Genomic DNA, 14,596 nt, shown 5'->3' on the forward strand with positions numbered 1-14,596 from the left:
GAATTAAACGAAGATGGAAATTACTAAAGAAAACAGAAAATGGTTAGACAATATGGGTTTATCTCACCCAATTGTAATTGCAGGACCATGTAGTGCGGAAACTGAAGAGCAAGTATTAAAGACAGCACATTTATTAAAAGATACAGATACGAATGTATTTAGAGCAGGGATTTGGAAACCAAGAACAAGACCAGGTGGTTTTGAAGGTGTTGGAGCTGTTGGTTTACCTTGGTTACAAAGAGTACGTGAAGAAACTGGAATGAAAATTACTACAGAAGTAGGTAATGCAAATCACGTTGAGTTAGCATTAAAAGCTGATGTAGATATTTTATGGATTGGTGCTCGTACAACAGTAAATCCATTTGCAGTTCAAGAAATTGCAGATGCATTAAAAGGTGTTGATAAACCGGTGTTAGTTAAAAACCCAGTAAATCCAGATTTACCTTTATGGTTAGGTGGTGTTGAGCGTTTTCAAGCGAACGGAATTTCTCAATTAGGTGTTATTCACCGTGGATTTTCTGCATACAATACAGGTCATTACAGAAATAAACCAAAATGGCATATTGCTATTGAATTAAAGAAAGAATTTCCAGATTTACCATTAATTTTAGATCCATCACATATTTGTGGTCGTAGAGATACAATTTTAGATGTTTCTCAAACAGCTTTGGATTTAAACTTTGATGGATTTATGATTGAAACTCATATTGATCCAGATAATGCGTGGAGTGATGCTGCTCAGCAAATTACACCAGCTCAATTAGATCAAATTACTCAGGATTTAAAAATTCGTCAAAAAAGTAGTTCAAAGGAAAGCTTCCAAAGTAAATTAAATTTATACCGTAAAGAATTAGATTTAATTGACAATAATATTATTGATATTTTAAGCGATAGAATGACCATTGCAGAGAATATTGGAAAACTAAAACACCAAGAAAACGTAGCTATTTTACAAAGTGGACGTTGGTCTGATATTTTATCGCATATGATAGAATTAGGAATAGAAAGAGGTTTAAGTAAAGAATTTGTGGAAGAAGTATTTAAAGCAATTCATGTAGAATCAATAAATATTCAACACAGAGCTAAATAAATTTAGCACTTAAAGAAAAGAAACTGTCTAAAAAGTAAAGTTTACAGCAACCTAAACCTATTTTAAGGCTCTCATTGTTATTAGTAATAATTCGTTGAGATTTTGGAATAAATTTAGAATGACAACTTTCAAACTTTTTAGACAGTTTTCTTATATCTAAAATCAAAGTTAATTTCGAGGTTTTTTAGATTAAGAAATCTATAATAAAAGTAATGTCATTTAAAATAATCTGCTATTTTTGTTATTGAATGAAACCTGTAGAATTAATTAAACAACCGATACTTAAAGAAATGGAACTCTTTGAAAGTAAATTCAAAGAATCCATGATAACTAAGGTTCCTTTATTAAATAGGATTACACATTATATTGTTAGAAGAAAAGGAAAACAAATGCGACCAATGTTTGTGTTTTTGGTTGCAAAAATGGTTTCTGGCGGAAGGTTTGAGGAACGCACTTATAGAGGGGCTTCAATAATAGAATTAATTCATACTGCAACTTTAGTTCATGATGATGTAGTGGATGATAGCAACAGAAGAAGAGGTTTTTTCTCGGTTAATGCTTTATGGAAAAATAAAATTGCAGTGCTTGTTGGTGATTTTTTACTTTCGAAAGGCTTATTATTATCTATTGATAATAATGATTTTGATATTTTAAAATTGATTTCGGTTGCGGTACGCGAGATGAGCGAAGGCGAATTGTTACAAATTGAAAAAGCCAGGCGTTTAGATATTACTGAGGATATTTATTTTGAAATTATACGTCAAAAAACAGCTACGCTCATTGCTGCTTGTTGTGGAATTGGTGCTGCATCAGTGGAGAGCTCTGCCGAAGAAATTGAAAAGATGCGTAAATTTGGAGAGTTGATAGGTTTGGCTTTTCAAATAAAAGATGATTTGTTTGATTATACAGATGCGCACATAGGAAAACCTACAGGTATAGATATTAAAGAGCAAAAAATGACGTTACCTTTAATTTACGCTCTAAATAATTGCTCGGATAAAGAAAAAAAATGGTTGATTAACTCGGTTAAGAATCATAATAAAAATAAACAAAGGGTAAAAGAAGTTATTGAATTTGTTAAAGCAAGTGGAGGAATTGAATATACCACAGAACAAATGAAAAACTATCAATCACAAGCATTTGAGATATTAAATAGTTACCCAGATTCTAAATACAAAGAATCCTTAGTGACTATGGTTAACTATGTTGTTGATCGTAAAATATAAAAAACTATCTACCGTTTTTTAATTAACCAATTTAAACTGAGTTTCTAGTGGAACTCCATAAAGCCCTTCAATTTCAGACTTAATTTTCTTATAAAATTTTGTGTCGGGTGGCAAACTTAAATTATTCCAAAACTCGGCATTGTATGGTAAATCTAAAAGTCCCATATCTAAATCTAAACCGTAATCCTTAATTCTTCTTTTATCTTTTTCAGTGTGTACATTATATACCGAACCTTCTACTTTGTATGAAGTTCTTTTGGCAATTGTATTTCTATACTCTTTAGGGATTCTTTCATCTTGTAACACCCATTCATGTTTAAAGTAATTCAATACTAATTTTCCACTTTTATGATTCTTATATAAATATAAAGTTCTTCCTCTTTCTATTTTGTATATTTTATGTGTATCTATTCCAATATAAAAAGTAATTCTTTCCCAATCAATTTTAGGATTTTGACCTGTTACAATTAAAACGTCTTCACCTTCATACGAAGAGTTTCCAGTTCTTTTCCAACTAAACTTTTTTAAATTTCTTCTATGTTGAGAATCAACTGGTCTTAGCGGGTTTAATTGTGCCATATAATTTACCCAGTGAACCCAATCCTTTGATTTCCAAACTCTATAATCGGCTGATTTTCTGGCTTCAGTAACTTGTAATCTGCCCAAACCATAAGCAGGGCCTTTATCTAAATATTTTAAATAATTTTCTACAAAAAATTTCGAAGTTCCACCTTCAGTTGTTGCTCTTCTGTAAAGCATTTCCAAAACATGAGGACTACTTAAGGTGTTGTCTTTTAGCAGTTTTAGTGCGTTTATAACATAGGTTTTAGCGCTTAATAATTGAACTTCATCCATCATTATAGCACTTTCTTTTAGAATAATTTTCTTCTCTTTTAGATTTAGAAATTTTTCTATTTGAATTTTTGCCGAATTAAATCCTAATGATGAAATAGTTAAAGTGTCTTTTAATTCATCATTTGAAACGTGGAGTGAAAACTCACCTTCTTCTGTACTAGAAGTTCCTCTACTTTTAGAAACAATACTAACTGATGCATAAGGAATTGTAATTCCACCTTCATCGATAATAACTCCTTTCAGTTCTATTTTTTTAGTTTGTGCGGTTAATTGAAATAAGGAAATAAATATTCCTAATAAGGAAATTAAAATGTACTTTTTGCGGCTTATAAACGTAAGATTCATTCAGAAAAATATTTTTTTTTAAATATAATAATTTTGTCTGGTTGGTTAAACTACAGTTTCTTTTTTGCTTAAAATTAATAATTCGTCCATTATGTTTCTTCCATTGGAAAGTCGAGGTACTTTATGTTGCCCTCCTAATTTACCGTTCTTTTTTAACCATTCATAAAATAAACCTTTTGGAGCTATATGAATTATTGGCATTGCTAAAGTCATGTTATTATAACGTTTGGCTTCATAATCAGAGTTTATAGATTTTAGAGCATTGTCTAATAATTCAGAAAAGTAATTAATATTTTCGGGTTGTTTTTTAAATTCAATCATCCATTCATGTCCACCGCTTTTATTTTTGTTCATAAAAATAGGAGCTGCTGAATATTCAATAATTTCAGCATTTGTTTTTAAACAAGCCTGTTTTAAAGCTTCTTCTGCATTTTCAATAATTAGTTCTTCTCCAAAAACATTTATAAAATGTTTAGTTCTACCGGTAATTTTAATTCGGTGAGGGTTTAATGAAGTAAATTTTATTGTGTCGCCAATTAAATAACGCCACAGCCCGCCGTTGGTTGTAATTACCAAAGCGTAATTTGTATGAAGTTTTACATCTTCAAGAGAAATGGCAATAGAATGTTCTCCATCAAAAGTATCCATTGGAATAAATTCATAAAAAATTCCATAGTCTAGCATAAGGAGCATTTCTGTAGAATTATTTACATCCTGAATTGCAAAAAAACCTTCGGAAGCATTATAAGTTTCGTAGTATTTAAAATCCTTTTTTGGAATTAATTTCTTGAATTGTTCTCTGTATGGGTTAAAATTAACTCCGCCGTGAAAATAAACTTCAAGGTTTGGCCAAACTTCTAAAATATGCTTCTTGCCAGTACGTTCTAAAACTTTGTGAAGTAAAACTAACATCCAAGATGGAACGCCAACCAAACTAGTAATATCCTCTTTTATTGTTTCTTCAACAATAGCATGCATTTTGGTTTCCCATTCGCCCATAAGAGCTGTCTCTTGCTTTGGCGCACTGCTAAAATCCGCCCAAAATGGCATGTTTTCAATTATAATAGCCGATAAATCTCCAAAATAGGTGTCGTTGTCTTCATAAACAGCGCTACTTCCACCCAAGCGTAAACCTTTTCCTGTAAAAAGTTGAGCCTCCTCGTTATTATTAAAATATAAACACAACATATCTTTTCCAGCTTTAAAATGGCAATCTTCTAAGGCTTCATCACTAACAGGAATGAATTTGCTTTTTGAATTAGTGGTTCCGCTAGATTTTGCAAACCATTTTATTGGAGTTGGCCAAAAAACATTTTGCTCGCCTTTTCGGGTGCGTTCAATAAGTGGTTCAATAGATTCATATTGTTGAATTGGAATTTTTGAAGCAAATTCTTTGTACGATTTTATGTTTTTAAAATCGTATTTTTTGCCAACTTCAGTATGTTGTGCCTTAACTAATAATTTGAATAACAGTTCTTTTTGAACATCAATTGGGTATTTTAGGAACAATTCCATTTGATGTTTTCTTTTTTTTAAGAACCAAGAAATTATTGAATTAACTATTTGAAAGGGCATATTATATTAAGTATATTTAGCGAGTTAAATTTAATAAAAATTCTTTATGCAATATCAAACAGTTTTAAAAAAAATGATGACCGAATTAAATGACGAGGTTCAATACTATTTAGATGTGAAAGGAGATTTTCTAAATTTAAATCAGCTTTTAAACCGCGAAATAGAAATTAGTTTTGAAGGTTATCAATGTTTATGTTGTGGAAAAGAAAAAAAAATATTTAGACAAGGGTTTTGTTATGAATGCTTTTATGAGAGTGCTTCGGTTGGAGATTGGATAATGCGACCAGAATTAAGTACCGCACATAAAGGTATTGAAGATAGAGATTTAGAATACGAAAAAAAGGTGCAGCTACAACCACATGTTGTTTATTTAGCATTATCCAGTAATGTAAAAGTTGGGGTAACTAGAAAAACACAAGTCCCAACTCGTTGGATTGATCAAGGTGCTACAAAAGCAGTTGAAATTGTTGAGGTTCCTAATAGGTATTTAGCCGGAATTACAGAGGTAGCACTAAAAAACCATGTTGCCGATAAAACAAGCTGGCAAAAAATGTTAAAAAATCAAATTTCTGAAGATGATTTATTTGAAGAAAAAGAAAAACTCAAACAATTTATACCAAATGAAGCTAAAGAATATTTTTTAGAAAATAATGGAAAGGTTGTAGAAATTAATTATCCGGTTTTAAAATACCCTTCTAAAATTAAAACCTTAAATTTAGAAAAGTCTCATGTTTACTCTGGAAAATTAGTTGGAGTAAAAGGGCAATATTTATTATTTGAAGATAACACGGTTTTTAATGTGCGTAATAATGAAGGTTATAAAGTGATAATTACTATTAACTAATTAATTTTAATAAAATAAAAATATAAATGATAACATTTATCCATAACATTATTGTTAATACGGTTAAAAAAAGACTGAGGAATGAGGAGTCTAAACATCAAAAAGAATTAGCTGAAGAGGTTAAAATTTTAGAAGTTGGAATATCACATACCTTAAGTGAATTATTTTTTATTTTTATTGGAGTTGTTTCAGCAGGTTTTGGGCTTAAAGGATTTTTATTACCAAATTCATTTATTGATGGTGGTGCAATGGGAATTTCCTTGTTAATTTCGGAAATCTCCGGTTTTTCCCTTTCTTTACTTATAATAATTGTTAATTTACCCTTTATAATTTTAGGTTATTCAAGTTTAGGAAAGGGGTTTGCTTTAAAGAGTGTTTTAGCAATAATTGCATTGGCATTATCAGTTCATTTTATACCATATCCTTTAATAACTTCTGATAAGTTATTAATTGCTGTTTTTGGTGGTTTTTTCTTGGGAGGAGGAATTGGATTAGCTATTAGAGGTGGTGCAGTTATTGATGGAACTGAAGTGTTAGCAATTTATTTAAGTAAAAAATCAGGATTAAGTATAGGGGATATTATTTTAATTTTTAATGTTATCATATTTTCATTTGGAGCGTATATAATGTCTATAGAAGTTGCATTGTATGCAATGCTAACTTATATGGCTGCTGCCAAAACAGTAGATTTTATTATTGAAGGTGTTGAAGAATATACAGGTATTACAATAATTTCTGATAAAAGTGAAAAAATTCGTTTAATGATAACCGAGGAGTTAAGAAGAGGTGTAACTATTTATGGTGGAAAAGGAGGATTTGGTAGAACTGGTGTGGATTTAAAAAATATAGATATTTTATATACTGTTGTTACTCGACTCGAAATTGCTCGGATTAAAACAGAAATAGATAAAATTGATGAAAATGCATTTATAATAATGAATAGTATAAAAGATACCAAAGGTGGAATGATAAAAAAGAGACCTTTAAAATAAAAACTGCCTTTTTTACTGGAAATTAAATAATTGTAGTTTAATTTCTTTCATCTATCCAAACTAAAGTTTTTGTAATATTATTTGAAAATGTTGGGCAATTTCCATCGCCTTGCCCCGAAAAACCACCATCTGGTGCACATATTAGGTTACATTGGGTGTCATATAATAGATTAAATTGGTCGCAACAATCTGAGGTTATATAATAATATACCTTATTATTATCTACCCACCTCCAAACTTCTGTTGGCGGATTGGTAACACTATTATTTTGAATTGCAATAATTTTACTTTCAATACAAGCTGGAACATCGATATCTAAATCAGACTTGTTACAGCTTGTGTTAAATAAGGTCAGTGCAATTGTAAGCATCAAAAAAACGTGTGCTTTTTTCATAAAAAATAAATGTTTCTTTTTATTGATGGCTTTAGCCATTTACTTTATGTTTCATTTATACTAGTATATCAATCTAATTATTATTTTGTTACCTAGTATTAATGTTAATTCAAAAAATATGCCAAAATTTAATTAGTGAATGAGCTCAATTTCTTCACCAGCTTTTAGGTTAAATCTGCGTTTAAATAAATAAACGATTAAATACAAAATTGGTGTATCTAACAAAGCAATCAATATTTTAAAAAGAAAGCCGCTAATTAATAAAGTTGAAAATAAACTCCAAGGAAGTACTTTAAAAAAGCACAGTAAAGAAACCACTGTTAAAGTATCAATAAACTGCGATGCAAATGTAGAGAAGTTGTTACGCAACCATAAATGCTTTCCTTTTGTAATGCGTTTCCAAAAATGAAAAATGCGAATATCAATAAACTGTGCAAATAAATAAGCAAGCATTGAAGCCAAAACCGCAATAGGAGATAATCCAAACACTTTTGTAAAAATTTCATTGTTAATAGGAGAATTATCAATTGCAGGAACATAATTTGCAATTAAAACTATACCCATTGAAAAAAATGAAGCGAAAATTCCAGCTATTACAACCTGATTTGCTTTTTTTCTACCATATATTTCGGAAATAATATCGGTTATTAAAAAAGTAATAGGATAAGGTAAAATTCCTACTGAAAGTTCAAAACGAAAAATTCCAAAAGGATTCCAATAAAAGAATTTTTGAAAAATTAAATTTGAGGCGACCAACGCAGCAATAAACATGGATCCTAAAATAAGGTAAATTGTAAAAGCTTCAGATTTAAGTTTATGATTCATTAGAAGTAAGTTGATACGAATATAGCAAATATTTCGTATTTTTGCATTTTCAAATTTAAACCGAAAAATTATATTATGAAGGCATATATTTTCCCAGGTCAGGGAGCACAATTTTCAGGGATGGGATTAGATTTATACGAAAACTATCCTTTAGCACAAGAGCTTTTCGAAAAAGCAAATGAAATTTTAGGTTTCGCAATTACTGATATTATGTTTGAAGGAACTGCGGATGAATTAAAACAAACAAAAGTAACCCAACCAGCTATATTTTTACACTCGGTAATATTAGCAAAAGTTTTAGGCGATGATTTTAAACCAGAAATGGTTGCGGGTCATTCATTAGGAGAACTTTCTGCATTAGTTGCAAATGGCGTATTAACTTTTGAAGATGGTTTAAAACTAGTTTCAAAAAGAGCTTTGGCTATGCAAAAAGCTTGTGAAGCGCAAGAATCTACAATGGCCGCAGTTTTAGGATTGGATGACAATGTAGTTGAAGAAATTTGTGAAAGTATTGATGGGGTAGTGGTAGCAGCAAATTACAATTGCCCTGGGCAATTGGTAATTTCTGGGGAAATAGCGGCAATAGATAAAGCTTGTGAATTATTATTAGAGAAAGGAGCTCGAAGAGCATTAAAATTACCTGTTGGTGGGGCATTTCATTCTCCATTAATGGCTCCTGCAAGAGAAGAATTAGCAGAGGCCATAAAAAATACAACTTTTAGCAAGCCTACGTGTCCAGTTTATCAAAATGTAGTAGCTAAAGCCGTAACAAAACCAGAAGAAATTAAAGAAAATTTAATAGCTCAATTAACTGCTCCAGTTCGTTGGACTCAATGTGTACAGGCAATGGTTGCAGATGGAGGAACTGAATTTATTGAGGTAGGTCCAGGAAAAGTTTTGCAAGGATTGATGCGTAAAATAGACAGAACTGTTTCAGCTAGTGGTGCAGCAGTTTAGTAATTAGTTTTTAGAAATAGTAAACAGAATTATTGTTTACTAGAATTATATTAAAGAAGGCTTTCATATTTTGAAAGCCTTTTTTTTATGCACAATTTTTAATATTGAGTTTACCCAATAAATAAAATTATACCTCAAGTTTTTTAATTATTCACACTATAGAACCTATTTTATAAATAGAAGTTTTATTCACCATTAAAATAACGACTGGTAATAAAAAATAGTTTTAGGGTAATAAAACATATAAAAACTTTTTTTTAACAAAAAAATAACATACTTTTGGAAAACCAAACTGGTAAACCAGAGTAGTTAACCAAATTGGAAAACCAATAATCAAATCTAAATCTAATTAAAATCAAATATTTTATGAAGCGTAATTTTTAAAATTAAACAAGGTTAGGAATCCTTATTCTTATTAAAATTTACTTCAGTGAAGAAGTTAAAAAAAAACGAGTAATCACTTTAGTGAAAACATCCTTCTAATAAATTGTAAATTATAATTGACGTTTTTAAAGAGGATTATATTTCTTAAAGTCGGAGCTATAGCGATTGATATCGCAGTATTAATGTGAGGTCACATTAAAGAAAACACTAATAAAATAATTTAAACAAAATGAATTTAAAATTAAAGTTAACACTAATTCTAATATTGATGGTTAATCTCACAATATTAGCTCAAGACGGGTATTTACTTACAGGAACAGTAACTGGAGCTGACAACGCCCCTATTCCTGGGATTAACGTAATTATTGCTAATACATCAAGAGGTGCTGCTACCGATTTTGATGGAAAGTACGAATTAAATGTGAAAAAAGGTGATGTTGTTCAATTCTCATTTTTGGGGTTTGTCACACAATCCATCACAATAACCAATCAAAAAGTATTAAATGTTCAGATGATTGAAGATGCAAGTCAACTTGAAGAAGTTGTTGTTGTTGGATATGGTTCGGTAAAGAAAAGTGATGTTACAGGTTCTGTATCTTCTGTTAAAGAAGAAGAATTAACAGCGTACCCTGTATTAGATGCATCTCAGGCCTTACAAGGTCGTGCAGCAGGTGTTGTTGTGCAATCTAATAATGGTGGTGAGCCAGGTGCTCCTATTAGCATAAAAATTAGAGGTAACACTTCTATCGGTGCAAGTAGTTCTCCTTTAATTGTTGTTGATGGTTTTGTTGGAGCAACAATGCCTCAAGCAAATGACATTAAAGCTATGGAAGTATTAAAAGATGCGTCGGCTACTGCAATTTATGGGTCTAGAGGATCTAATGGGGTTATAATGGTAACAACAAAAAAGGGTAGAAAAGGTAAAATTTCTATTGAACTTAATACTACTTATTCTGTTCAAAATACTGCAAATAGTTTAGATTTACTAAATGCAAGTGATTTTGTAGCTTATCAAAATGAGATAATAGCAAACCGAGGCGGATCTAATACTTTTACTGGTTCAGGTTTTGATACAGATTGGCAAGACTTAATTTATCAGCAAGGAAGTACGCAAAATCATCAAGTTTCATTTTCTGGAGGTTCAGAAAATATGAATTTTTATGCATCTGGTAACTTTTTTAAACAAGATGGGGTTATTGTTAACTCTGGTTTTGAAAGAGCAAACTTCTTATCTAATATTGATGCCCAGGTTACGGATAAATTAAAATTAGGTATGAACCTAACTGGTAGTAGAGGTAATAAAACCGGTGTTGCAACCCAATCTACAGGTAGGAATGGTATTGGTGCAGGTGGAGATGATGTAATTTCGTTAGCGATGAGATTTTCTCCAGATTTACCAGTTCAATATGCTGATGGTAGCTATACTTCTCAAACGGGTATTGGTGATCCAATTGACAACCCTTATGCAGTTGCCACTTTAAGAACTGATGAAACTAAAATAGATAACTTTAGAGCAAACACTTATTTAAGCTATGATATTTTAGAAGATCTTACTTTTAAGACAACTTTTGGGTATAGTACAAGAAATAGTACCCAAGGACTTTATGTGCCATCATCACTTTCAGTTTCAGCAAGTGCTGTTGGAGGTAGAGCAAGTATTGAGAATAGAAAAAACACTACGTTATTGAGTGAAAATTACTTAACATATAAAAAAGAGTTGGGTAATGGTAATTTAACATTATTAGGAGGGTATTCTTACCAAAGAGATGTTAGTGAAATGTCATTTGTAGCTGGTACAGGTTTAATTTCAGATAGTTTTATTTACTATGGTTTAGGTACTTCAACCGGATTTTTACAACCGGATTCTTCTATTACAACAAAAGAAGTTCAATCGGTATTTGGTAGGGTAAATTATGATTTTAATGATAAATATTTAATTACTGCTACAGTAAGACGAGATGGTGCTTCTAACTTTGCTGCCAATGAAAAATATGCAGTTTTTCCTTCAGCTGCTTTCGGTTGGAAAATATCTAACGAAGACTTTTTAAAGGATAGCGACAACATTTCTAATTTAAAATTAAGAGTAAGTTATGGTGTTACAGGTAACCCATCTATTGCTTCTTACCAATCTTTGGCTAGATTTGAAAGTCTTTATGCATCAAGCAATGGCGAAACGGTATCAGCTATTACGCCAGATCAACCTGCTAACCCAGATTTAAAATGGGAGTCTTCTTATCAATCAAATATTGGTGTTGATTTAGGTTTATTAAATAATAAAATTTCTCTTTCATTAGATTATTATAATATTGATACCAAAGATTTAATTTTAGGTAACAATGGTACTCCTGAATATTTTGGTTTTTTAAATGATGAAATTTTAACAAATCTAGGAGAAATAAATAATAAAGGTTTTGAATTTTCTGTAAGTACAAGAAATATTTCTAACGATAATTTTAGATGGACCACAGATTTTAACATTGCAGCAAACAAAAACAAAGTTGTTAGTTTAGTAAATGATAAAGATTTGTTTTTTGATGGTACTCCAAGTTACTTTAGTTTAGATGATAGTACAATTTTAAGAGTAGGAGAAGAAGTTGGTCTTTTTTGGGGATATGATTATGCAGGAGTATTTCAAGGAGGAACTGCTCCATCAGGGACAGCAACTTTACCAGATGCTGTTGCCGGAGATCCATTATTTGTGGATGTAGATGGTAGTGGTGATATAACAGCTTCAGATAGAACTATAATTGGGAATCCTAATGCAGATTTTAACTGGGGACTTAATAATGATTTTTCATACAAAAACTTTGATATGAACATCTTTTTTCAAGGTTCATCTGGTGGAGAAATATTCAATATGACAAATGTTCAGTTGATGAATGGAGATTCCAATACAACATATGACTATTTTAATAATGCGTGGAGATCGGGTAATACAGATACAAATATGCCACGTGTTGGAAATAATAGCAATAGAGAAATATCTTCTCGTTTTGTTGAAGATGGAAGTTATATTAGATTAAAAAATATAGCATTAGGATATAATTTACCTTCAGAAATTGCTGAAAAGTGGAATTTACAAAATGTAAGATTCTCTCTAAGTGCGCAAAACTTATTTACTATTACAGATTACTCAGGTTTAGACCCTGAGGTGAACTATGAAGGTACAAATCCTGATAGTAATATATCGAGCAATACACTTAGTGGATACGATTTTGGGAATTATCCAACCGTAAGGTCTGTGAGTTTTAGTGTTAATTTAAAATTTTAAAAATAAAAAAATATGAAAGCATTTAAATATATATTCTTATTGATAGGATTATCAATAATAGGATGTTCAGATTTGGAAGAAGAGCCGATAGGTTTGTTAGCTCCGGATGGTTTTTTCCAAACAACTAATGATATACAAACTGCTGTTGAAGGTGCAAAAACGCACGCAATCAACGAGAAGTTCTGGGGAAGAAAACTTTCTATAGCATTAATGTTGCGTTCAGATATGGTAAATCTTCAATCTTCACAAACAAGAAGAGTAGAACATGATATGTTAACTACTTTAACTGATAATGGAATGATTAGTGAATTTTGGTTAAAAACTTACCAAGGAATTGCTGCTGCTAATTTAGCAATTGAGGGTGCTGCAAAGGTGGCTGTGGATGAGGATGTTAAAAATCCAGTTGTTGCACAGGCTTATTTTATTAGAGCTTTTTATTATTTTCATTTAGTTAGACAGTTTGGTGCTGTTCCATATCTAGGGGCTTCAGTAACTGATGCAGAGGCTTCTAGCGCAATTAGTAGAACACCAGCAGCAGAGGTTTATGCAAATATTATTTCAGATTTAACATTTGCCAAGCAATGGTTACCAAATACTCAACCATCTGCAGGAATACCATCAAAAGCGGCTGCTAGTTCTTATTTGGCATTAGTTTATTTAACAATGGCCGGTACAGATGATAAAGCAATGTTTCAAAAAGCATATGATGAAGCGGTAGAAGTGATTACTACACCTGCTTATCAATTAGATCTGGATTCAAATTTTCAAAACTTATTTAATGCAGAGGTAATAGATGGTTCTCCGGAGCCAATATTTGCATTAGATTATAATAACGTGGAGGCTTCTAATAATGCCTACGATCAAATTGCTCCAATGACAGGTATTAGAAATGACCAACGAAATGAAGGTGGCGGATGGTCTGTTGCAGTTCCAACTGAAGCAGTATATGCATCATTTGATCAAAACGATTATAGAACTAAAGTAAGTTTTGATGAAGAAGCATATATAGCAAATAAGGCTGGAGTAGTTGCTTTTCAAACTTATGATAATTTTACATATAGTGAGCATCAAGATGCAAGAAATACACCATACATTGCTAAATATAGTCGTTACCCAGGAGAATTTGCTCGTGGAAGTGGTAGAGCAACAAGTCATAATTATTCAATGATTCGTTTTGCAGAGGTATTGTTAATTGCTGCAGAGGCAGGTGTAGAAGTTGGTCAAACCGGTCCTGCACTTACTTATCTAAATAGAGTTAGAGCTAGAGCGAGACAAGGTGGGGCTTATAAAACTGGTGCGGATAGAGAAATGGTATTTGCTCCAAGTGCTGTTCCGGCAGATCTTACTTCAATTACTGTTGAAGATGTTTTAGAAGAGCGTAGAGTTGAACTAGCTTTTGAATGTAAAAGATGGTATGATATTGTAAGAAGAAAAATGGGAGATGAAGTATTTGGTCCTGCTGGTTATGAAGGTGCTAAGCCAAACTTTACAGCTGACGATTATTTAATGCCATTGCCTGGAGACGAGTTAGAGAGAAATCCAAACTTACAACCAAATAATCCAGGTTACTAATAAAAATGTTTTTTGATTAGAGCATGGTTAAGTTTTATCCTTGGGTTTATATTGATGTATTTCAATTTTAAACCCGAGGTTATTTAAAGTTCTCTTGTCGTTTATTTTTAATAAACGATACTGTTCTAACACACTTTATACTTCTGATTAATTTATAAACTAAATCAGAATTCCAAATTATTATTTATGTTTGGTTAAAGTTTTGCCGACCTGAATATCAGGTTGGTAAAATTTATAACACCAATATTTCATACTAATCTACTAAA

11 protein-coding genes are annotated in these 14,596 nt (G+C 31.3%); 7 read left to right on the plus strand and 4 right to left on the minus strand.

The annotated features are described in order from the left end of the window. Positions 1–13 precede the first annotated feature (13 nt). Positions 14–1,090 carry a bifunctional 3-deoxy-7-phosphoheptulonate synthase/chorismate mutase type II gene (locus Q0776_RS06620; protein WP_298366240.1) on the plus strand — a complete coding sequence of 359 codons (1,077 nt, stop codon included), beginning with the start codon at positions 14–16 and terminating at the stop codon, positions 1,088–1,090. A gap of 248 nt (positions 1,091–1,338) precedes the next feature. Then, positions 1,339–2,316, plus strand: coding sequence for a polyprenyl synthetase family protein (locus Q0776_RS06625; protein ID WP_298366242.1), 978 nt, complete (start codon positions 1,339–1,341; stop codon positions 2,314–2,316). Positions 2,317–2,334: 18 nt separating this feature from the next. Here the strand turns inward: Q0776_RS06625 and Q0776_RS06630 are convergent, their stop codons facing one another. Both Q0776_RS06630 and Q0776_RS06635 read right to left on the minus strand, forming a co-directional pair. Continuing rightward, positions 2,335–3,516: a carboxypeptidase-like regulatory domain-containing protein gene (locus Q0776_RS06630; protein WP_298366244.1), complete on the minus strand. Its 1,182-nt coding sequence runs from the start codon at positions 3,514–3,516 to the stop codon at positions 2,335–2,337. A 45-nt stretch (positions 3,517–3,561) separates the two neighbouring features. Then, positions 3,562–5,091 (minus strand): GH3 auxin-responsive promoter family protein, encoded by a 1,530-nt coding sequence (locus Q0776_RS06635; RefSeq protein WP_298366246.1) that lies wholly within the window; start codon positions 5,089–5,091, stop codon positions 3,562–3,564. A 46-nt stretch (positions 5,092–5,137) separates the two neighbouring features. On the opposite strand from Q0776_RS06635, the gene Q0776_RS06640 reads away from it, so the two are divergent. Next, positions 5,138–5,935, plus strand: coding sequence for a DUF2797 domain-containing protein (locus Q0776_RS06640; RefSeq protein ID WP_298366248.1), 798 nt, complete (start codon positions 5,138–5,140; stop codon positions 5,933–5,935). A gap of 26 nt (positions 5,936–5,961) precedes the next feature. After that, positions 5,962–6,927, plus strand: coding sequence for a YitT family protein (locus Q0776_RS06645; protein ID WP_298366250.1), 966 nt, complete (start codon positions 5,962–5,964; stop codon positions 6,925–6,927). Positions 6,928–6,964: 37 nt separating this feature from the next. Here Q0776_RS06645 and Q0776_RS06650 read toward each other — a convergent pair whose 3' ends face one another. Continuing rightward, positions 6,965–7,360 (minus strand): hypothetical protein, encoded by a 396-nt coding sequence (locus tag Q0776_RS06650; protein ID WP_298366252.1) that lies wholly within the window; start codon positions 7,358–7,360, stop codon positions 6,965–6,967. Between the two features lie 93 nt (positions 7,361–7,453). Further along, positions 7,454–8,146: a queuosine precursor transporter gene (locus Q0776_RS06655; RefSeq protein ID WP_298366254.1), complete on the minus strand. Its 693-nt coding sequence runs from the start codon at positions 8,144–8,146 to the stop codon at positions 7,454–7,456. Positions 8,147–8,221: 75 nt separating this feature from the next. On the opposite strand from Q0776_RS06655, the gene fabD reads away from it, so the two are divergent. The 3 genes from fabD to Q0776_RS06670 all read left to right on the plus strand — a co-directional run bounded on the left by fabD (position 8,222) and on the right by Q0776_RS06670 (position 14,330). Then, positions 8,222–9,103 carry an ACP S-malonyltransferase gene (gene fabD / locus Q0776_RS06660; RefSeq protein WP_298366256.1) on the plus strand — a complete coding sequence of 294 codons (882 nt, stop codon included), beginning with the start codon at positions 8,222–8,224 and terminating at the stop codon, positions 9,101–9,103. A gap of 652 nt (positions 9,104–9,755) precedes the next feature. Continuing rightward, positions 9,756–12,758 (plus strand): TonB-dependent receptor, encoded by a 3,003-nt coding sequence (locus Q0776_RS06665; RefSeq protein ID WP_298366258.1) that lies wholly within the window; start codon positions 9,756–9,758, stop codon positions 12,756–12,758. Between the two features lie 12 nt (positions 12,759–12,770). Further along, on the plus strand, positions 12,771–14,330 hold the full coding sequence (locus Q0776_RS06670; RefSeq protein WP_298366260.1) for a RagB/SusD family nutrient uptake outer membrane protein: 1,560 nt from the start codon (positions 12,771–12,773) through the stop codon (positions 14,328–14,330). Positions 14,331–14,596 lie beyond the last annotated feature (266 nt).

The organism is uncultured Lutibacter sp. (assembly GCF_947495725.1).
Classification (GTDB): Bacteria; Bacteroidota; Bacteroidia; order Flavobacteriales; family Flavobacteriaceae; genus Lutibacter.